This is a genomic window from Cohnella caldifontis (assembly GCF_029360585.1).
GTDB classification, from domain to species: domain Bacteria; phylum Bacillota; class Bacilli; order Paenibacillales; family Paenibacillaceae; genus Cohnella; species Cohnella caldifontis.
The window spans coordinates 84850-104751 of record NZ_JAQZSJ010000004.1; the positions used below are offsets into that span (position 1 = coordinate 84850).

Consider the following 19902-nt stretch of genomic DNA (forward strand, 5'->3'; position numbering starts at 1 on the left):
TCGCGGTTCCTCGGTCTGTCGTCAGGCTTATGCTCTGGCATTATCCGCGTTCCCGGATCCATACCGCCATTTCGCCGGGGCGGCGATTGCCCCACATGCTATAGGGTACGGCCCGCATTCGATGCGGCACCGCGGGAAACTCGCCAATCCGGTACAGTTGCTGGCCCCACCCGGCAACGTCGTCCCGGCAAGCTTCCGCTTCCAGGGCAACAGCCCCTTCGGGACCGTCCTCCCAACTCGCGGTTCGGATGTCCGCCGACTTGGAGAGCGAGATTCCGGCAAGGTTCGGTCCATTGTCGGTTTCCTCCAGGCAGTAGACCATCGGCCCCCGTTGCAGCGCCGTCTTTCCGGCATTTTCGCGTACGAGCGGATGGGCCTTCACCCGCTCGACCGGCATGGGCAGCAGGAGCCGAATGACGTCTCCTTCTTTCCATGCCCGGCGAATCATCGCATATCCCCGAGCCACATCGGGTTCGAGGACCGGAGTGCCGTTGACCATCAGCATCCACGCCTTGCACCAGCCGGGAATCCGCAGCCCGACGGTGAATTCGCATTCCCGCTCCGGGTGGACTTCGAGCGTCACGTCTCCATCCCAAGGATACTCCGTTTTTTGCGCAATGGTGACCTTATGGCTTCCGACGGTAATGGCGGCCTCGTTTTCCATGTACAGATGAACGTATACGCCCCGGACGTCGGTGGAATACACGTATTGCCCCAGGGAAGTTAGCAACCGGGCGATATTCGGCGGACAGCAGGCGCATCCGAACCAATGGACGCGCTCCGGCTTCACGTGCTTATGGTCGGCTCGTTCGCGGACCGCTTCAGGATGAACCTCCAGCGGGTTCACGTAAAAATACCGCGTTCCGTCCAGGGAAATTCCGCTTAGCACGCCGTTGTAAAGCGCACGTTCCATGACGTCCGCATACGCGCCGTTCGGTTCGAGCCGCAGCATCCGGTGCATCCAGAAGACGAGGCCGATCGAGGCGCACGTTTCGGCGTAGGCAACATCGTTCGGCAGATCGTAATCGAACGTGAATCTCTCCGCATGCCCCTGCGAACCGATGCCGCCGGTAATGTACATGCGCCGCCCCGCCACGCTTTGCCAAACTTTCCCGAGCGCGTCGATCAGCGTGGAATCTCCCGTTTCGGCGGCAAGGTCCGCCATCGCCGCATACAAATACATCGCTCGTACGGCATGGCCGTCCGCATGCGGCTGTTCCCGAACGGGCGCGTGCGCCTGATGGTAGTCCAGGCCGAACCACTTGTCCTTGAAAATCCAGCCGAACGTTTCTTCTTCCGCCAAGAAGCTGGGCTGCTTGCCCCGCTCCTCGATGAAATACCGGCTGAGGCGCAGGTGTTTCTCGTCTCCGGTGGCGCGGTACAGCTTCACCAAAGCGAGCTCGATTTCCTCATGGCCGCAATAGACCTTGCGTTTGCCTTCCTCCGGTCCCATCACGGAAATGATATAATCGACATACCGGCAGACAATATCCAGAAGCTTGCGTTTGCCGGTCGCCTGGTAATAAGCCACGGCCGCTTCGATCATATGGCCGGCGCAGTAAAGCTCATGGCCGTGGGAGAAGTCCTTCCAACGGTTCTCCGGCTGCGCCACCGTGAAAAACGTGTTCAGGTAGCCGTCTTCCTGCTGCGCCCGGCCGATCAGGTCGATGACCCCGTCCATGACCTTCTCCAGCTCCGGACTCGGATACGAAACCAGGCTGTAACTTGCGGCTTCCAGCCATTTCGCCACGTCGCTGTCCTGGAAACGTTCGCCGTAAAATTTGCCGTTCGCGAGTCCGGCGGCGATTTTGAAATTTTCCACGGCATGGCTGGACTCGGCCCCCGGGATGTTGTCGTTTAACGCATTCCATTGATAGGGAATGACTTCCCGCGCCATTTGGTCGATCCGTCCCCGCCAGAAGCGGTCCCGGATCGATACCCGCTCCATCGGAACCGGAACCGTCAGATGATGTTCTCGCAATGGATGCACCCTCTTATCTCTCATTGATCCAGACGGCCATTTCGCCGCGCCCCCGATTGTTCCAGGCATAATACGGCACCGCTTTGATGCGGACCTTCTCTTCGGCAGGCCTCTGCGCCGAATAAAGCGCCGGCTGTTCGACAGCGGTTTTGACGGCATCCGCGTACAACGCCACCACGCCATTCAACAGACCTTCCTCGAAACGGGCTTCCGGCTTGCTCTCCCGCGGAAGGGAGATGCCGGAGAGCACCGGACCGTTGTCCGCCTCTTCCAGACAGTAAACGACCGGTCCTCTCTGCAGCGCGACTTTGCCGCCGTTGTATCGGACCTTCGGATGGGCGTATACTTTTTCGACGTCCATCGGGAGAAGCAGCTCCAGCGTATCGCCGTCCGTCCAGACCCGGTCGATTTTCGCATACCCGTTTTCCACGGCGGTCTCCTTTGTGATGTCCACACCGTTGAGCATGATCGCATAATCGCGGGCCCATCCCGGGATCCGAAGCGCGAGCGTCCGTTTTACCGGGGCTTCGCCCTCGATGCGAAGACGCACGCTTCCGTTCCAGGGATAGCCGGATTCCTGGACGAGCGTGAATGCGCCGGAACCGCTGCCGATTTTCGCGCTGCTGGACATATAAAGATGCGTATAGACGACGTCCTCGTCCAGCGTATATATATATTGTCCGAGTGAAGTGATCAACCGGGAAATGTTGGGCGGACAGCACGGACAGTCGAACCAATGCTGCCGCTCCGTCAGGATGTGCTCCTTGTCTTTGCGGACGGCGCAGGCCTCCGGCCAGATTTCCAGCGGATTCGTGTAGAAGAACTGCTTGCCGCTCAATGCGAGACCGCTCAGCACTCCGTTATACAGCGCCCGTTCCATGACGTCGGCGTATTTGCGGTCCGGCTCCAGGCGAAGCATCCGCTGGGCCCAGAAAATGAGCCCGATCGACGCGCACGTTTCGTTATAGCTGGCATCGTTCGGCAGGTCGTAATCGAAGGTGAACATTTCGCCGACGGCGGAAGATCCGATGCCGCCGGTAATATGCATGCGCTTTCCGACGACGCTGTCCCACAGCCGCTTGCAGGCTTGAAGCAGCTCCCCGTCCCCGTATTCCAGCGCCAGATCGGCCATCGAACTGTACAGGTACATGCCTTTGACGGAATGTCCGTCCGCATGCTCCTGCTCACGGACCGGCAGGTGGGATTGCGAATGCTGGTAGTTCTCTTCCTCGAGCGCATAGACGAGATGTTCCATGATGTTCCGGTCGGAGGAGGCCGCCGCTTTCTCGACGGTGAAATAATAAGGCTTCTGCCCTCTTTCTTCCACGAAATATTTGCTGAGTCGCAAATATTCCTCGTCCCCCGTGACGCGGTACAGCCGGACCAGCGCGAGTTCGACCTCCGCGTGCCCGCAGTAGCCTCGCTTCTGACCTTCCTCCCGGCCGAACACCCTGCCGATATGATCGGCGTATTTGCGCGCGATTCGAAGAAAGGAATCTTTGCCCGTCGCCTCGTAATGCGCCACGGCCGCCTCGATCAAATGACCGGCGCAATAGAGCTCGCACGATTCCCGCAGGAAGCTCCATCTTTTATCGATTCCGTTCAGCGAATAATGGGTGTTCAAATAGCCGTCGTCTTCCTGGGCCTGATCCAGGATCTCAATGACGCCGTCGAGCAGCGCTTCCAGCTCCGCGTCCGGCTTGATCATCAGGCTGTAGGACGCGGCTTCGATCCATTTGGCCAAATCGCTGTCCTGCGACACCAATCCGAAGAAGCCTTGATCGGACAAACCGGCCGCCGCCTTGAAGTTTTCGACCGCCGCGCTTTTGGGAACGCCGGGGATCCGGTCGTTCAGCGCTTCCCAGATATACGGGATCGTAACGCCCGTAATCAGTTCCTGCCGGTCCTTCCAGAAGCCTCCGTCCAATCGCACGTCCTGAATCGGCAGCAGCTGCCGTATTTTGCGCGGGTGATGGGTTGTGTGGTTCAAACGAAACACCTCTTCAGCTTTCCGTATGGGATGAGGTTAACCTTTGACGGCACCGGCGACGATGCCTTGAATAATGTATCTTTGGGTGAAAACGTACAGAATCAGCAGCGGCAGCACCGCCATGACGCCGGAAGCCAGCAGCAGATTCCAGCGGTTGTTCGAAAATTGGTTGAAGAAAATCATCTGCGACAGCGGAATCGTATAGAACTTGTTTTTCGTGATAAGTATCAAAGGCAGCATCAGGTCGTTCCAGTAACGGATGACGTATATGACCACCAGCGTGCCGGTCACGGGTTTCAGAAGCGGAAAAATAATTTGGAAAAACATCCGGTAACCGTAACAGCCGTCCATTTCCGCGCATTCGTCCAGCTCGCGGGGAATCGCCTTTACGGCGCTGCTGAACAGCAGCACGCCCAGCGAGCAGGAAAATCCGGCATTCAGGACGCTGATCGCGAGCAGATTGTTTTTGAGATCGAGCCAGGCCGCCACTTGCGCGATCGGAATCATGACCACGGGAAACGGCAGCATGATGGCGATCGTGAAGAGCAGAAGAAGCATCTGGCTTCCCTTCGAGTTCAAGCGGGACAGCTTGTAGCCGGCCATCGACGTGATCACGATTACGATGAGCGTACTGACGCCCGCGAATAATACCGTGTTCAGGAATACCCTGTGATAGGCGCTTTCGCTCCAGGTTTCCGTGTAGTTGGCAAATTGCAGCGTTTTCGGCAGCGCGATCGGGTCCATCAGGACTTCTCCGAAGTCCTTTAGCGAGTTGACCGCGATAAACAGCAGCGGCGAAAACAAAATCAGCACGAATACCCAGAGTCCGAGCTCGATGCCGCGGTTTTTCAAAACGCTCGTCATTACATGGACACCTCCTTGCCGCGGAACACTTTCAATTGAAAATACGTGATGATGAGAACGAGTACGGCGAGCACTACGGCAAGCGACGAAGCGTATCCCATTTGCTGGTTGTTGAAAGCGGTGTTGTAAATGTAGAGGGAGACGCTCTCCGATGCATGGCCCGGTCCGCCCCCGGTTAACGTCATGAGCAGGGGAAACATATGGAGGGCATCGGTGATCGACAGAAACACGCAAATCGCCATCGTCGGCATGAGCAGCGGCAGCGTGATCCTCGTGATCTGCTTCCAGCCGGTAGCCCCGTCGATCACGGCCGCTTCCAGCGGTTCCTTCGGAATCAACTGCAGTCCGGCAATGTAGATGACCATGAAATAACCCATCGCCTGCCACATTTTCACGAAAATAATCGAGTAAAGCACCAGATGCTCGTTGGATAACCAGCTGATGCCGAAAATGCCCAGATGCGTCTTGTCGTACAAGCCGGTCATGAACCGTCCGAGCAGGAACTGCCACAGGAAACCGACGGTGACGTCGTTAAACAGAAACGGCGTGAAGATGACCGCCCTCAAAGCGGTTTTCGATTTGATGCTTCGGGTGAGCAGCAAGGCCAAAGCAACGGCCACGATGTTGATGCCGATTGTATACAGCACGGCATAAGTGAGCGTGAATCGGAGAGAACCGAGAAAGAGATCGTCCTTCAGCATGTTCGCGTAGTTGTCGATGCCGATATAGTGCCTTGATCTAGCGATGCCGTTCCAATCGGTGAAGGAATAGACAACGGTTTGCAACAGCGGCACGATGAAGAACAAAGAATAGAGCAGCAAAGCGGGTGCGACGAACTTGACGAAATCGACTTTGCCTCTCCACGATCTTCCGGTCCTCCGGCCTGTGATGGTCCTCATGTTCGGATGCTCCGCTTCTTCGAATATTCGGGACAAGGCTGAAACGGTCGGGATTCAGCCTTGTGCCCGCATGCTTACTTGGACAAAGAGCCCGCGAATTTCTTGAACGCCGCGTCGAACTGGCCGATCAGCTTCTTGTGATCCTTCTCGCCTTTATAGATATAGTCGACGATGATTTTCCAGGATTCCGCGTCGAATCCCGCCGGTTCATAAGAGTAGTAAGTAAAGACCGTCTTGTTGTCCTTGAGGTATTGCTGGAGCTCTTCCGAAGCGGAATCCAGCTTCGGATCGGCCGTCGAGTTGGCCGTCGGAATGCCGATCGAATCGTAGTACACCTTGGCCTCTCCGTTGGAATCCATGAAATAGTCCACGTATTTGCGTACGGCGTCCATGTCCTTGGCGTTTTCCAACACGTTGATGACGAAGCCGTACTGTTTCGGGAATTTCAGCAGGTTCGGATCTTCGGAAATCGGCAGCGGGAACATGCCCATGTCCAGATCCTTGTTCAGCTCCCTCAATTGCACGATGGACCAGTTGCCCTGCACCATCATGGCGGCGTCGCCTTTGGCGAATACGGCGTATTGTCCGGAAACGTCGCTGTCGAACGGACGCGGCTGCGTATTGGCCACGATCAGGTCGAGCACGCTCAGCGCTTCATCCATGCCCGGCACGTCGAACGTCCAGTTGCCTTTCTTGTATTCCTCGATGTTTGCCGTTACCTTCGGCGTAAGAATCGGAGAAGCCGCGTAGCCGAGGAACTGTCCGATCGTCCAAGGCGTCGCGAAACCGGCCGCGAACGGCGTAATGCCGGCCGCTTTCAGTTTCTCGACGTCGGCCTTCAGTTCGGAAATGGTCTTCGGAGGCGATTGGATGCCGGCTTTCTCGAACAGCTTTTTGTTGTAGAATACGCCCCATGCCTGCGTGTCCATCGGGATGCCGTAGATGCCGTCTCCCACTTTCACCGTCTCCAGCTCCGAGGGATTGATTTTCTTCATGAACTCTTCGTTCTTCAGGTCCTTGATGTAGCCTTCCTTGACGTAAGAAGCCAGTTCAAAGCCCTGCAACTGCGAGGTCATATCCGGCGCGTCATTGGTTGCCAGCCGCGTTCTGAGCTGCTCCAAGTGCTGCAAGCCCGAGGGTTTGAACGAGACCGACACGTCGGACTGGCTCCCGTTAAAGCTCTTCGTAATTCTGCCGAACAGCTCCGTCCGGTTCGGATCGCCGAACAGGAAGTCGATCGTACCCGAGCCGGCCGGTTTGCTGGCCGCGTTCGAAGCCGGAGGAATTCCCGCCGCCTCGCTGCCGCTGCCTTCGCCTTTGCTCGAACAAGCCGCCAACAAACCCGCCGACAAGACGACGGTAAGACCGATGCCAAACCATCTGTTTCTTTTCATGGAAGCCCTCCATAAGTGTGTGATTGCGCTTACAGATCCATCATAACAACGCATTCCAATCACTTTAACGTAGGAAATTGACCTCGCCAAGTACAATATTGACCTTCTGTCGACATAAAAAATGACGCTCGGGCACGAAATCCGCGTCATTCCGGTACTCTTCATCGATTTCAAAATAGGGGTGAGCGGCCGCGAAATGTTGCTTCGCCAATCGAGACAAGTGTTGCGTCTCAACTTCTAAATTCGCATGAAATATTCGTTGGAAAGCTCATGCAACGACGCTAAGCGTTCCGCTGCGGCTTAGTGGTATATCGACTTGAACTTTTGTACCCGTTAGGTAACCCCATTATGTCCCCATTAGCCGGAATTGAATTCTTCGTACAATAAAGCAACCATTAAGAAAAAACAAAAAAAACCCTTGTTCCGCAAGGGTTCTTATCATCTTAAGTATGGTGCGGTCGAGAGGACTCGAACCTCCACGGTATTGCTACCGCCAGCCCCTCAAGCTGGTGCGTCTGCCATTCCGCCACGACCGCATATGAGTTGTCGTCTTCCACGAGGTTGTGGACGAGACCAAAAACTGGTGAGCCATGAAGGACTCGAACCTTCGACACCCTGATTAAAAGTCAGGTGCTCTACCGACTGAGCTAATGGCTCAAATTCTGGGGACCCCGAAAAGCAATCGGAATTCGCTGCAACGCCGCGCTTCACTTTTTTGGGGTGTTTTGGTGACCCGTAGGGGATTCGAACCCCTGTTACCTCCGTGAAAGGGAGGTGTCTTAACCCCTTGACCAACGGGCCATACGGGCTTTCGATCCGGCCGTTCATCATGCCCCTGTTTCAGACGACAAGGATGATTATATCTGATCCCGGCAGCGAAGGCAAGCCTTTTCGCAACGTTTTTTTGCAGCCAATTGCTTACAGTTGCGGGCCCCGTCGCGATCCCCGAAAATCAGAAAGGCCCATCGGCAAGTCTGCCGACCGGGCCCCGGTTTCGTCACGTTTTGGGATAAAGCAAATGGCGGAGAGAGAGGGATTCGAACCCTCGCGGCTGTTACACCCTAACGCTTTAGCAAAGCGCCCCCTTCGGCCTCTTGGGTACCTCTCCATATATGGCTCCCCGAACTGGACTCGAACCAGTGACAACTCGATTAACAGTCGAGTGCTCTACCGACTGAGCTATCGGGGAACGTTCAAAAGTGACATTGATAAATTTATCATGATCCCCAAGCGAAGTCAAGCCTTACGAACGCGTTTTTTGTTGCCAATTTCGAGGGAGCCGGAACCGGCCGGATCGGCTGCACGCACGGCTCTCGCCGGCGTATTTTCGTCACCCCGGACGGGGTTCCGCTTCCACGAGCCTGAGCTTGCCGCGACAGCGTCCGCAGGCGTATTTGCGCGGGTCCGTCTTCCGCTTGCGCGGGTAGGTTTGTCCGCAGGATCGGCAGATGAGCAGGTACTTCACCGGCAACGTTCGCCTGGCTCCGGGCAGCGCTTTGCAATACCTGGCGGCTCCGACCTGCTTCAGCAGCGCCTTGAACTCCGGATCCCGGTGCTTGTATCCCCGTCCCTGCAGATGCAAATGATAATGGCAAAGCTCGTGCTTGATAATTTTCTCCGTCTCCTCCGGTCCGTAAGCGGCCAACTGGTGGGGACTGATCTCGATATGATGGGTTTTCGTGAAATAGCGTCCGCCCGTCGAACGCAGCCTGGCGTTGAATATGGCGCGGTGTCGGAACGGGATTCCGAAGCGGTCCAGGGACACTCTCTCCACCCAATTTTGCAGCTCGCGGTCGTCCAAGACCTTCTCCTCCGATCCCTGAAACTACTTGAATTGTAAGCTTCCCTTGGGCTACACTGTCAAGTAGCAAACACCCGAATACCGAGGAGAAATCGCCGCATGCCCGACATGTCCTATATCGTGTTCCGCCAGAACGACGGAGGCCTCCAGTTCGTGGAAATGCCTTCTTCCCACGCCTACCAACTCAGCGCGCTCAATCTCCGGCTGCATAAGGAGCTTACCAAGCTGACGGCCGACAACGTGCCGGACTTGCCCAAAGCCGTGGCCGAATGCCAAGGCCTGGAGCTGTTGGACGAGTCGATGTCCCCGGTCAGCGGACTCGCCTACATCAACGAATTGGAACGCGCCTTCGCGGGCATCCGCGAGCAATCCTACCCGCTCGTCTCTTTGCTGACCGAAATCCGGGCCCTCCAAGCGCAGCTCGAGCAATGGTACGAGGAAGAAGAATTGCACTGATCCCGGCGCTCATACGTGACGTTCGGACCTGCACGATATTTCGACCCCTCCCATATGTTAGTACTGCAGGAAACGACGGGAGGAGGACGATTTCGATGCCGCAGTGGCTCAGCAACCAGCTGATGCGCGCGTTCCAGAAAAAAGACCGCCGGCAAATTCGTCTGCTCAACGATTGCTGGTTCTATTACCGCGCCAAACCGGAGAAGTCCAAAGATTCCACGGGCGGCGCCAGCCAATTGCCTTAATCTCCGGGCTTGCCGTTCGGCAAAGCCGCCGTTTGCATCGTTCCGAAAATGCAAAGAGCCTTCTCGCGAAGGCTCTTTTTTGTCGTTTTAATGCGATGGCGAAACCTCGTTCCAAAAGGTGACGTCTTCGATGGGCAGGCGGGTGGTCGGATGTCCTTCTTGAGCCGCTTTGCCGATCGGAATCAGCATCACGGGCACGTAGCGGTCCCCGAGTTCGAATGCCGCCTTGAACTTTTCGCGGTCAAAGCCGCCCATCGGGACCGTGTCGTACCCTTTGGCGCGGGCGACTAGCATGAGCTGCATCGCGGCCAACGAGGCGTCGATCACCGCGATTTCGCGGGCACGGTCCTTCGGCAGCGAGGAATACATCTGCGTAGACCGTTCCGCGAATTGCTTGGCGAGATCGGGAGCCATATAGCCGGCTTCGGCCGCTTGGCGATAGATCTGATCGGCGTTGCGCCAACCCTCCAGATCGCCCAGGATCGCGATGACCGCGGAAGCCTCGACGACTTGTTGCTGCGAGTTGGCGATCGGCAGGAGCTCCTGTTTCCGCTCCGGCGAATCGATCACCAAGTACCGCCAATGCTGCATATTGGACGAAGAAGGCGCCTTGGAAGCCAGCGTCAGGATTTCCTTCAGCTCATCCCGGGAAATCTTCGTGTCGGAATCGTACTTGCGGACGGATCGGCGGCTCTGGACGACGTCGATGAACGATTGCACTTGCTCGGCCGTAACGGCTGGTGTCACAGTGGTTTCCTCCTTGTCGCGGCCCTTCTTCGTCCATTCTGAGTATTTCCTTGCACAGTTAACGGGATGCGTGCCAATGAATGCCCGAATCTGCACCTATTAACTGAGCAAGAAAATTCACAGTTAAACGAAATAAAAAAGCGGCCGCTACTGTAATATTTGTGATTACAGTATACGACCGCCTTTATTTGATGTCAACAGGATTCCAATCCATGGCTTCGGCTGCCGCCCGCTCCGCCAAATCGGCGACGGTATACCGGCTTAAGACGACCTTCAGGCTCATATCCATTTCCTTCGTCAAATCGAGGAACGCCGCCTTCATCCCCCTGCCGAACGGATGGGAGCCGGTCGTCTCCTGAATGCCGTAGCAAAGCGGATCCCCCACTTGCAAAGCGGAATAGACCTCCGCCAGCGTCAGCCTCCGCGGATCCTTCTTGAGCCGGTATCCGCCGTCGCGGCCTTCCCGGGTCTCGAGAATCCCTTCTTTGGCGAGCACCGCCAGAATCCTCCGCAGCAGCGTGGCTTCGGAGTGCAGGTGTTCCGCGAGCTCCGCGCTCGGGCAAGTATGCGGCTGTTCCTTCGATAGAATCACCAGTGCCTGCAGCGCCAAGCCGAACCATTTCGGATGATGGTTCCCGGTGCACTTTTCCGGATTCATTTCCGCGCTCCCTTGTTGGTGGCTGGACCCGGCCGACGGGTCCGATTTGTCTGCATTGTAACACGAAAACCGGAAACCCGCCATGCCCGGAAGCGGCATTCCGGCGGATTCCCGGTCACCATTTGTTGCCTTATTGGGGCTTTTTCATCGTCAGGCTGACGCGTCCCTTCTTCAAATCCGTGCCGAGCACCCATACGGTCACCGTATCGCCGACGGCCACGACATCGGTCGGATGTTTGACGTACCGGTCGCTGAGCTGGGAAATGTGGACGAGCCCGTCGTTCTTGATGCCGATGTCGACGAACGCGCCGAAATCGACGACGTTGCGCACGGTGCCTTGCAGTTCCATGCCCGGCTTCAGGTCTTCGATGTCGAGCACGTCGGTGTGGAAAATCGGCGGCGGAAGCTCGTCGCGGGGGTCGCGTCCCGGCCGCATGAGGCTGTCCACGATATCGCGGAGCGTAGGCAGGCCGACCTGCAGCTTCTCCGCCATCTCCTCCTCCCGGATCTCGCGCAGCCGGCTCTTCAACGCCTCCGACCCGATCTCGTCCGGCTTGCACCCGAGCTCCTTGAGCAGCTTCTTGGTTGCGTCGTAAGATTCGGGGTGGATCGGCGTGCGGTCGAGCGGATTGTCTCCGTCCGGAATCCGCAGGAACCCGACGGCTTGCTCGAACGTTTTGGCGCCCAGCCGGGGAACCTTCTGGAGCTGTTTGCGGTCCGAGAACTTGCCGATCTCTTCCCGGTATTTCACGATATTGCGCGCGAGCGTCGCGTTAATGCCGGACACGTACGACAGCAGAGACGGAGACGCCGTGTTCAAATCGACCCCGACATGGTTAACGGCCGATTCCACGACCCCGGTCAGGCTTTCGTCCAGCCGTTTCTGCGAGACGTCGTGTTGGTACTGGCCGACCCCGATCGCCTTCGGCTCGATTTTGACCAGCTCCGCGAGCGGATCCTGCAAGCGCCGGGCGATGGACGCGGCGCTGCGCTCGGCGACGTCCAGGTCGGGGAATTCCTCCTGCGCGAGCTTGGAAGCCGAATAAACGCTGGCGCCGGCCTCGCTGACGATCAAATACTGAAGGCCGCGCTCCGGCATCGCCTTGATCACGCCGACGACGAATTGCTCCGTCTCGCGGGAAGCGGTCCCGTTGCCGATGACGATCAGTTGAACGCCATACTGCGTGATAATCCGCCGGAACACCGCTTCGGCTTCCGCCTTCTTGTTGTGCGGAGGCGTCGGATACGTCACCGCCACCTCCAGCAGTTTGCCGGTCTCGTCGACGGCCGCCAGCTTGCAGCCTGTCCGATAGGCCGGGTCGACGCCGAGCACGACGCGCCCTTTGACCGGCGGCTGCAGCAGCAGGTTGCGCAGGTTCTCGGAGAAAATGCCGATCGCGTGCTCCTCCGCCTTCTCGGTCAGCTCCCCTCGCAGCTCCCGCTCGATCGACGGGGCGATGAGCCGCTTGTACGAGTCCTCCGCCGCCGCGGCCAGGATGTCCCGGCTCGCCGACGGACCGCGGAGAATCCGCCGATGCAGCTCTTCCACCACGCGGTCGACCGGCACCTCCACCGAGACGCCGAGCACGTCCTCCCGCTCGCCGCGGTTGATCGCCAGCACGCGATGAGGCGGCAGGCGTTTTACCGGCTCGTTATATTGGTAGTACATTTCATATACGGATTCGGCTTCCGGATCTTTGGCTTTGCTGTGCAGCACGCCGTGGTCCCAAGTGAACCGCCGGACCCAGCGCCGGATGTCCGAATCGTCGGCCCACATTTCGGCCAAAATATCCATGGCGCCCTGAATGGCTTCCTCCGCCGTCGCGACGCCTTTGCCCTCGTCCACGTACCGCGCCGCTTCCGCGAGCGGATCGCCTTGTTTCGGCTGGGACGACAGCCACGACGCCAGCGGCTCGAGGCCGCGCTCTTTGGCGACGCTGGCCCTCGTCTTGCGCTTCTGGCGGTACGGCCGGTACAGGTCCTCGACCTCTTGCAGCTTGACCGCCTTGCGGATCGCTTCTTCCAGCTCCGGCGACAGCTTGTCCTGCTCGCCGATCAGCCGGATCACTTCCGCCTTGCGGTCTTCGAGTCCTTTCAAGTAATTACGCCGTTCTTCGATGGCCCGAAGTTGGTTTTCGTCCAGCTCGCCGGTCATTTCCTTGCGGTACCTGGCGATGAACGGGATCGTATTCCCTTCGTCCAGAAGCGCCGCCACGGTGCGGACTTGTCCCGCACCCAGGTTCAGCTCCGCGGCGATCTGCCGGATCATCCGCTCGGACGCTTCGCGTTCCGTCGGATCCGTTGCTGCCGTCATGATCTTAACCCCCTTTTCCCCTAAGCCAAAAGGGCGCTCCATAAGGAGACGCCCTTGCCGGTGAACGCGCGGCCGCCGGGCCGCCGCCCATGACAGGGAAATTTTCTTTCCCTATTATGCAAGCGGGAGAAACGTAAATCAAGAACGCCAGCCGGGGCGCTTTACCGGGCGTGGGCCAGCTTTCAGATGAAAATATTGGATTTGACCAAGAAGTAAAGAATTAGATCGTGAAAATAAGGTTTTAGGCTGGCCGCAGGCATTATGCTGCCGGGCAGGATAATTTAAGATCAATTGCGGAGAACCGTATCACAAGTAACGTCAAGTTTTTGGGATTTGGCTAAAAAAGGGTCCGAAACGATCCTCGAATAGAATAACTTTATCATATTATATTGATAGAGTTGACCACATTTTATTACACGTATTTCGATAATCATTGTTTCACCTACTTTGCTTATCGTGTGCTCCAGGGTGCCCGGCTAGCACCGGAGAGCGTGCCGTGGCAAAGCAAATATATCCTTCCTGAAAAAGCCAAAGAGGCTGTCTCAAAAGTAAGCTTTGGAACAGCCTCAGCAATAAAATCTAATCACAATAGTAGTAAACTAAGAGCTAAGCGGTCCGTTCTCGCTTAACTCCTTCGTTTTTGACGTCTATGGAGGCTTTCTTGAGCAGATTGTGGGCAAGGGACAGCCACCCGACCTCCAGACTTACCTTGGGTAAGCCTAAGCAAGTACCTCTTGAAGCCTCGGTTGTTCTTCATATCACCGAACACAGGCTCCGGCTCGATCATGCGCCTCACGGCTAGGGCATAGCCTTCTACGCTGCGGAGCTTTTCGTTTGCTTGATTCTTTAACCTCAAATACTTCATGCTAACTTTGATCTCGCGATCACCTTGGGCTTTCGTACACTGCGGTTTCAGCGGACACTCTTCACAACTGGCGCTTCGGTAATGATGATATTCGATTTCATACCCGCTTTCCGTTTTCTCTTTACTCACTCTCCGGAAATGGAGCGTTTGTCCTGCAGCACACGTCCATGTATCTTGCTTACTATTATAGGTCCAGTTGTCGATCTTGCTGATATCCTTTTGCCATGCCTTGCTCTTTTCCCGGTGATACGTGCTATATTTGACAATGGCTTCAACTTCGTTCTGTTCCAGTCTGAACATTGTAGCCTGGCTTGAGCTGGCCGTTTCGAATGTGGTCTTCTTTCATCCGCATAAACGTGGCGTCGTGGTCCGTTTTGCTGTAGCTGTTTCTCGTGCCTAAAATCTCTTCTTGAGTCTCGTACTTTTGGAGGCGCGGAAGCAAGTCCTTTCGGAGTGTGCACACCGCCTTCTTTAGCGGCTTGTCCTTTGGTTCCTCCTGCAGACGCTTCTCCAATTGTTTGACAGCTTGCTCCAGCTTTTCACTGGTGATGGAAGAGGACCCGCCCAACTCGAGAAGATCTTGGCCGCTGTGCGTTCCTTCTTCTTGCTTCTCGGCTGCCTCAATGGCGGCGAACAAGGTCTGGGCTTTCTCCTGGAGCTTGGCCTTCTGCTTTACGACTGCCTTTCCCCAAACAAATGAAAACCGGTTAGCATTGGCCTCGATCTTGGTTTCATCCACAAAGTAATGCTCAAGCTGCACGTAGTTCTCCTCAGCCAGAAATTGAAGAACCGCGGTAAACACCGCTTCCAACACGGTTTTCATACGCTCCGAGCGGAAGCGGTTGATGGTGCGGAAGTCCGGTCTCTGCCGGCCTGCGATCCACATGAACATGATGTTTTCGCGAACGGCTTTGGCAATCTGACGAGAAGAGTAGATACGCTGCGTGTAGGCGTAAATGATGACTTTGGTGAGCATCTTGGGGTGATAACTATCTCGCCCGCCTCCGGGGTAAGCCGCGTCGAATATGGCGTCGTCGAGACGATTGACGGCGGCGTTAACTACACGTACGAGATGATTTGCGGGAATGTCCTCTTCTAAATCCATTGGTAAGCAGAGTGATCCATGGTATATTGAATGTACAAAGAAACCTCTCCTTTACGGTAATGGTTGGGTGGTACCTCCATTTTACCAAAGGATGGTTTCTTTTTGTTTAACTAAAAGAAAAGAGGCCTATCCCTCAGTCATCATAGATGACTGGGGGCAGCCTCTTTTAGACTTGCTTTCTCGCATCGGCTGCATCCGTGGAAAAAGCCGGCTCTTTTTGTTCTTCCAAAGCGGCCTCTCCATATAATTCGATTAAGTGAGTGATATGGTCCACTCCCCAGTCATTCATTGCCTGCAATAAAGGGGCCATTCGTTGGCCATATTCGGTGATAGAGTATTCGACTTTGGGAGGAATTTGATGATAAACCTCGCGATGGATAATATCGTGATACTCTAATTCCCTTAACTGTTGAGTGAGCATTTTTTTGGTGATGTCCGGGATCGCTTTTTGAAGTTCGCTAAATCTCATCGTGCCATTTGCAAAAAGGCGAAGCAGAATAACAGGCTTCCACTTCCCGATCAGAATATCTAATGCGGTTTCAAATTTACAAAAGGTAGTCATTCCCCACTCTCCCCCCATTTACCCTACTAAGGTTTATTTTTCTATACTGAGTTTATATAAAGTACCTACTTCGAAATACTTGCAACACATAATATTATAGGTCTGGATATTGAGCATGCACAAGCAAAGGAGCTGACAGACCATGAATATCTCGTTGTGGATCGTGCAAGGGATTCTAGGACTGGGATTTATTTATTCCGGTTGGATGAAGGCATTTAAGTTTGAAAAAGCAAAAACGTCTTGGCCTTGGATGAGCGAGGTTTCAAGAGGGTTCGTATTCTTTATCGGAATAGCAGAGCTTATAGGGGTTATTGGATTGATTATTCCTCAAGCGACCAACATCGCGCCAGTTTTGACGCCTTTCGCCGCAATCGGTCTTGCCGCGATTGTTCTTTTCGGAGCCGTATTCCATGCTTTACGTAACGAATATCGAGAGATTGGCGTTAACATCGTGTTCTTGGTGATAGCCTTAATCGTCGCTATAGGCCGTATGTGAGTCGCTGGGGCGCGGTGAACCGTACCACACATTAGGCCGAGCTGTTTTGAGCGGCAACAAAATATACCGTTGAGATGACCGTTAAAAAAAGCAAATATCCGAAAAAGCTGTATACATGCATCCATTGATCGGAATGGGCAAACGCCCCTAGCCGTTCTGCCAGTTTTTCCGCAATGGACATCAACAGGCTGGCAATCAAGATCAAGCATGCTTTCCCTAATGGATTCACTCGGGTGAGGACATGCAAAAAAACCATCGTCAACAGAGGCAGTCCGATTAAAGTGAAGACGATATTAATCGGGAAGATCTCCGGAAGCAGCCGATGAGGAAACCGATACAGCCCTTTGCCGACGAAATAAAGATCCAAATAAGTACCCGCAAGGGATGACAGGAGCGCGCATGCTGCACTATTTTGATTCCAAAAAGGGGATCGTTTTTTGGGCAAGCGCGGCAACCTCAAGCCGTCCCAATGTTTTACAGTATTCACTCTTGATTTCACCGTCCATCGTTTCGATGTCATCCTCTAAATCATCCACCGCGTTTAGGTCCTGGAACCAATCTCCCGGTTCTGCCTCAGAGTGGCTGACGTTTTTCCAGGCATGTTCAAGTTTGGGGCTGTAAATTTTCCTCGCTCCTTTACGAAGCCGGCATGATTTTAACCTTAATGGATAGGTGATTCCAGGCAGGCCTTCGTTTACGTAATGGAATAAATGCGGCCAGTAATCCCTCCTGGATCCCGTGTGCGGATGACGTTTCGCCCAATCCAGTGCCTGCGCATGGAAATCCTTGTTTTTAAACAAAATGGCATACAGCCTTTTCCCAAGCAAGATCCGTTCATGAAGAGACCGGAATTGGTGAAGGGTTTGCCCCTTTAGGTTCTCGCCTTCCGAAGGAAAAAGAATTTGATTGAAGGACAGCCAATCCTGAAGCTGAAATTCGAATTTGGATAATACTTCCTTTTGATAATGAGGATTTTGAATGACCCTTCGTTCCAAGTAGCTTTGTTCGTTGATGACTAACGCGATACACAGAATATAGGAATCTCGGACTCTCCAAAAATAGTTCCAAACCGTTTCCATAAAAATCGAAACGTTAAATAGGGGCATCAGATCAAACAAGGGTCTATTTTGCTTCAAACTCTCTTCGTACAGCAGAAATTGCGGGTATACGTCTTGGAAAATCAGCCAATTGCCGCGTTCTAGAAAATGAAAAAAGGTTTCCTGCTCCTTCTCCGAGAGCAGTTTGGTTAAAAACTCCCCCTTGAGATCGGTCATATTCCATCCGCCATTGCGTGAGACCATATGGCCCAAGAACGCCCAGTGGACTTCAGGATGCCGGAGATAAAACTCGAGATAGGCTTTCGTTCTCGTCAAATTGTTGAGGTTGCGCTCGCGGGTCATCCATTTTATTTTGTTCAAAAGATTATGATCGAAGAGCGCCAACTCTTTCGAGAGGGCTTGGGTGTGTTTCTTTCGTTTCCTTAATTCTTGGCGAATCGTTTCAAGCGGTGAGTTTTGCCGGTTTCGGATGAATAGGATAGCCGCTTCCCTCCCATATGAATGCTCTTTCGTAGAGCCGAATATGAATAGCCTAAAGATGCTTTCGCGGGAGGAAGGAGTGCCGGAATGCTGGATGCTGTGAAGGGGAGAGAGTGGATCATGGATCGGCTTCGAAAAGACCAATCTCCCGATGGATCGTGGGCTTATCCGTTTGACACCGGTATTTCTACCGATGCTTATATGATAATTTTATTACGGACTTTGGAAATTGATGATGAGGAATTGATCCAAGGTCTTTGCCGAAGGATAATGAGCAGGCAGCAGAAAAATGGCGCATGGAAGCTTTTTCATGATGAAGGAGAGGGCAATGTAACGGCCACTTTAGAAGCCTATTACGCTTTGCTCTTTTCCGGATTGTACCGCAAGGACGATGAGCGGCTTCAAGCCGCCAAAAGGTTCATGATCGCCAGCGGCGGGTTATCGGAAGTGAGTACGTTTACGAAAATCATGCTGGCGCTGACCGGGCAATACGAATGGCCATCCCATTCCCCGCTCCCCATTGAAATGATTCTGCTCCCGCATAGCTTCCCGATCAATTTCTATTCTTTTTCCGTATTCGGAAGAGCCAATTTGACCCCGATCATGATACTGGCGGAAAAAAAGTTTTCCATTCCATCCGCCTATGCTCCTGACCTGTCTGATTTGAAAGGGATCAGGGATGACGAGGACCAATGGGTCCGCTCAAGCGAATGGCGTTCGCTGCTCTCCATGATTCAGGACGGAGTCAACCGGCTGCTCGGCGTTCAGAGCGAGCTGCGCCGCTTAGCCATTGAGCGGGCCGAAAAGTATATGCTGAACCGTTTGGAGCCGGACGGAACCTTTTACAGTTATTATAGCTGTACCTTTCTGATGATTTTCGCCCTGCTTTCCCTCGGATATAAGAAAACGGATCCGGTCATTACCAAGGCCGTAGACGGGATTCGGGCCATGAAAAGCGAAGTGAATGGCCTTCCTCATATGCAATACACCACGGCAAACGTGTGGAATACCTCATTAATCGGTTATACGCTTCAGGCAGCGGGCGTTTCGCCCCAAGACCCCATGGTGGCGAAGGCAAACCGTTATTTGCTGAGACATCAGCATGATCGCTTGGGCGACTGGGCTGTGCATAATCCGAACGTCTTGCCCGGCGGCTGGGGGTTTTCGGACGTGAATACCATGAATCCGGACGTGGACGATACAACGGCTTCGTTGAGGTCCATAACCGGAATCGCGTCGCGCCATCCAGCCGCCTGGGGAAGGGGCGTCAGTTGGGTACTGTCGATGCAAAACGATAATGGCGGCTGGCCCGCTTTCGAGAAAAACGCCGATTCCAAGCTCTTGCAATTGTTACCGATCGAGAAGGGAAAATTTCTGCTGATGGATCCCTCTTGTGCGGATTTGACCGGGAGAACGCTTGAATTTATCGGGAATTATACGAACCTCCCCGTCAGCCATTCGGTTATCCGGCATGCGGTGCAGTGGCTGTTCCGAAATCAGCGGGCCGACGGCTCGTGGTACGGACGGTGGGGGATTTGTTATATATACGGCACATGGGGGGCGATTACGGGCTTGAAGGCAGTCAGCATACCGAATACCCACCCATGCATTCAAAAGGCGGCGGCATGGCTTAGGAGTATACAGAATCCGGACGGCGGCTGGGGCGAATCTTGCCGAAGCGACATTCGAATGACCTACGTTCCGTTAATGGCGAGTACGCTGACGGACACCGCTTGGGCGCTGGATGCCTTGATCGCCATTGCTGACCGGCCGACCGCAGCCATCCAGAAAGGAATAACCTATTTGCTGGATTCCCTTGAGAAGGAGGATTGGTCCACCGACTATCCCAAAGGCCAAGGGATGGGAGGAGCGTTCTATATCCATTATCATAGCTACCGGTATATCTTCCCGCTGCTTGCTTTAGCGCATTATCGAAGGAAGTTTGAATAAAGAACCGTCCCCAGGGTCATCCCCGGGGACGGTCATT

Annotated in this window: 16 protein-coding genes, 5 tRNA genes and 1 pseudogene; 4 read left to right on the forward strand and 18 right to left on the reverse strand. The window is 54.7% G+C overall.

The features are described from left to right. Nucleotides 1-40: 40 nt before the first annotated feature. The 11 genes from PTZ19_RS08645 to PTZ19_RS08695 form a co-directional block, all read right to left on the reverse strand. Nucleotides 41-1948 (reverse strand): glycoside hydrolase family 127 protein, encoded by a 1908-nt coding sequence (locus PTZ19_RS08645; RefSeq protein ID WP_276353995.1) that lies wholly within the window; start codon nt 1946-1948, stop codon nt 41-43. Nucleotides 1949-1994: 46 nt separating this feature from the next. Further along, nucleotides 1995-3971, reverse strand: a complete 1977-nt coding sequence (locus PTZ19_RS08650) for a glycoside hydrolase family 127 protein (protein WP_276353791.1) — start codon at nt 3969-3971, stop codon at nt 1995-1997. A 36-nt stretch (nt 3972-4007) separates the two neighbouring features. Then, nucleotides 4008-4835, reverse strand: a complete 828-nt coding sequence (locus PTZ19_RS08655; protein WP_276353792.1) for a carbohydrate ABC transporter permease — start codon at nt 4833-4835, stop codon at nt 4008-4010. Further along, on the reverse strand, nt 4835-5734 hold the full coding sequence (locus tag PTZ19_RS08660; RefSeq protein ID WP_276353793.1) for a carbohydrate ABC transporter permease: 900 nt from the start codon (nt 5732-5734) through the stop codon (nt 4835-4837). The genes PTZ19_RS08655 and PTZ19_RS08660 overlap by 1 nt, the downstream gene beginning before the upstream one ends. A gap of 74 nt (nt 5735-5808) precedes the next feature. Next, nucleotides 5809-7128 (reverse strand): ABC transporter substrate-binding protein, encoded by a 1320-nt coding sequence (locus tag PTZ19_RS08665; RefSeq protein WP_276353794.1) that lies wholly within the window; start codon nt 7126-7128, stop codon nt 5809-5811. Between the two features lie 450 nt (nt 7129-7578). Continuing rightward, a tRNA-Leu gene (locus tag PTZ19_RS08670) sits at nt 7579-7664 on the reverse strand. A 45-nt stretch (nt 7665-7709) separates the two neighbouring features. Then, nucleotides 7710-7785 (reverse strand) — tRNA-Lys (locus tag PTZ19_RS08675). A gap of 69 nt (nt 7786-7854) precedes the next feature. Continuing rightward, nucleotides 7855-7929 (reverse strand) — tRNA-Glu (locus PTZ19_RS08680). A gap of 218 nt (nt 7930-8147) precedes the next feature. Next, nucleotides 8148-8236: transfer RNA gene (locus PTZ19_RS08685), tRNA-Ser, on the reverse strand. A 5-nt stretch (nt 8237-8241) separates the two neighbouring features. After that, nucleotides 8242-8317: transfer RNA gene (locus PTZ19_RS08690), tRNA-Asn, on the reverse strand. Between the two features lie 141 nt (nt 8318-8458). Continuing rightward, nucleotides 8459-8929, reverse strand: a complete 471-nt coding sequence (locus PTZ19_RS08695) for a SprT family protein (RefSeq protein WP_276353796.1) — start codon at nt 8927-8929, stop codon at nt 8459-8461. Nucleotides 8930-9028: 99 nt separating this feature from the next. Here PTZ19_RS08695 and PTZ19_RS08700 point away from each other — a divergent pair, with 99 nt between their 5' ends. After that, nucleotides 9029-9385 carry a hydrolase/acyltransferase gene (locus PTZ19_RS08700; RefSeq protein ID WP_276353797.1) on the forward strand — a complete coding sequence of 119 codons (357 nt, stop codon included), beginning with the start codon at nt 9029-9031 and terminating at the stop codon, nt 9383-9385. A gap of 95 nt (nt 9386-9480) precedes the next feature. Then, nucleotides 9481-9630, forward strand: a complete 150-nt coding sequence (gene cmpA, locus PTZ19_RS08705) for a cortex morphogenetic protein CmpA (protein ID WP_276353798.1) — start codon at nt 9481-9483, stop codon at nt 9628-9630. 87 nt (nt 9631-9717) lie between these two features. On the opposite strand, the gene PTZ19_RS08710 is transcribed toward cmpA, so the two are convergent. The 5 genes and pseudogenes from PTZ19_RS08710 to PTZ19_RS08735 all read right to left on the reverse strand — a co-directional run bounded on the left by PTZ19_RS08710 (nt 9718) and on the right by PTZ19_RS08735 (nt 15881). Beyond that, nucleotides 9718-10377, reverse strand: coding sequence for a nitroreductase family protein (locus PTZ19_RS08710; protein WP_276353799.1), 660 nt, complete (start codon nt 10375-10377; stop codon nt 9718-9720). Between the two features lie 184 nt (nt 10378-10561). Then, nucleotides 10562-11035 (reverse strand): Rrf2 family transcriptional regulator, encoded by a 474-nt coding sequence (locus PTZ19_RS08715; protein ID WP_276353800.1) that lies wholly within the window; start codon nt 11033-11035, stop codon nt 10562-10564. A 130-nt stretch (nt 11036-11165) separates the two neighbouring features. Further along, on the reverse strand, nt 11166-13349 hold the full coding sequence (locus PTZ19_RS08720) for a Tex family protein (RefSeq protein WP_276353801.1): 2184 nt from the start codon (nt 13347-13349) through the stop codon (nt 11166-11168). 606 nt (nt 13350-13955) lie between these two features. Continuing rightward, nucleotides 13956-15357: pseudogene (locus tag PTZ19_RS25390) on the reverse strand (transposase). Nucleotides 15358-15485: 128 nt separating this feature from the next. Then, nucleotides 15486-15881 carry a winged helix-turn-helix transcriptional regulator gene (locus tag PTZ19_RS08735; RefSeq protein ID WP_276353806.1) on the reverse strand — a complete coding sequence of 132 codons (396 nt, stop codon included), beginning with the start codon at nt 15879-15881 and terminating at the stop codon, nt 15486-15488. A gap of 142 nt (nt 15882-16023) precedes the next feature. Here PTZ19_RS08735 and PTZ19_RS08740 point away from each other — a divergent pair, with 142 nt between their 5' ends. Continuing rightward, nucleotides 16024-16377 (forward strand): DoxX family protein, encoded by a 354-nt coding sequence (locus tag PTZ19_RS08740; RefSeq protein ID WP_276353807.1) that lies wholly within the window; start codon nt 16024-16026, stop codon nt 16375-16377. 31 nt (nt 16378-16408) lie between these two features. On the opposite strand, the gene PTZ19_RS08745 is transcribed toward PTZ19_RS08740, so the two are convergent. After that, the gene (locus tag PTZ19_RS08745; RefSeq protein WP_276353808.1) at nt 16409-16822 is read right to left on the reverse strand and encodes a CBO0543 family protein; all 414 of its coding nucleotides are present in this window, start codon (nt 16820-16822) and stop codon (nt 16409-16411) included. After that, on the reverse strand, nt 16785-17906 hold the full coding sequence (locus PTZ19_RS08750; RefSeq protein WP_276353997.1) for a DUF2515 family protein: 1122 nt from the start codon (nt 17904-17906) through the stop codon (nt 16785-16787). The genes PTZ19_RS08745 and PTZ19_RS08750 overlap by 38 nt, the downstream gene beginning before the upstream one ends. A gap of 129 nt (nt 17907-18035) precedes the next feature. Between PTZ19_RS08750 and shc the strand changes: the two genes are divergently transcribed. Continuing rightward, nucleotides 18036-19865, forward strand: a complete 1830-nt coding sequence (gene shc / locus PTZ19_RS08755) for a squalene--hopene cyclase (protein WP_276353809.1) — start codon at nt 18036-18038, stop codon at nt 19863-19865. Nucleotides 19866-19902 lie beyond the last annotated feature (37 nt).

Excerpts from the sequence above, each read along its gene's own strand:
- PTZ19_RS08645 (WP_276353995.1), bottom strand. The coding sequence starts at position 1,948 with ATGGAGCGGGTATCGATCCGGGACCGCTTCTGGCGGGGACGGATCGAC.
- PTZ19_RS08655 (WP_276353792.1), bottom strand. The coding sequence starts at position 4,835 with ATGACGAGCGTTTTGAAAAACCGCGGCATCGAGCTCGGACTCTGGGTA.
- PTZ19_RS08660 (WP_276353793.1), bottom strand. The coding sequence starts at position 5,734 with ATGAGGACCATCACAGGCCGGAGGACCGGAAGATCGTGGAGAGGCAAA.
- PTZ19_RS08665 (WP_276353794.1), bottom strand. The coding sequence starts at position 7,128 with ATGAAAAGAAACAGATGGTTTGGCATCGGTCTTACCGTCGTCTTGTCG.
- PTZ19_RS08700 (WP_276353797.1), top strand. The coding sequence starts at position 9,029 with ATGCCCGACATGTCCTATATCGTGTTCCGCCAGAACGACGGAGGCCTC.
- cmpA (WP_276353798.1), top strand. The coding sequence starts at position 9,481 with ATGCCGCAGTGGCTCAGCAACCAGCTGATGCGCGCGTTCCAGAAAAAA.
- PTZ19_RS08715 (WP_276353800.1), bottom strand. The coding sequence starts at position 11,035 with ATGAATCCGGAAAAGTGCACCGGGAACCATCATCCGAAATGGTTCGGC.
- PTZ19_RS08720 (WP_276353801.1), bottom strand. The coding sequence starts at position 13,349 with ATGACGGCAGCAACGGATCCGACGGAACGCGAAGCGTCCGAGCGGATG.
- PTZ19_RS08735 (WP_276353806.1), bottom strand. The coding sequence starts at position 15,881 with ATGACTACCTTTTGTAAATTTGAAACCGCATTAGATATTCTGATCGGG.
- PTZ19_RS08740 (WP_276353807.1), top strand. The coding sequence starts at position 16,024 with ATGAATATCTCGTTGTGGATCGTGCAAGGGATTCTAGGACTGGGATTT.
- shc (WP_276353809.1), top strand. The coding sequence starts at position 18,036 with ATGGATCGGCTTCGAAAAGACCAATCTCCCGATGGATCGTGGGCTTAT.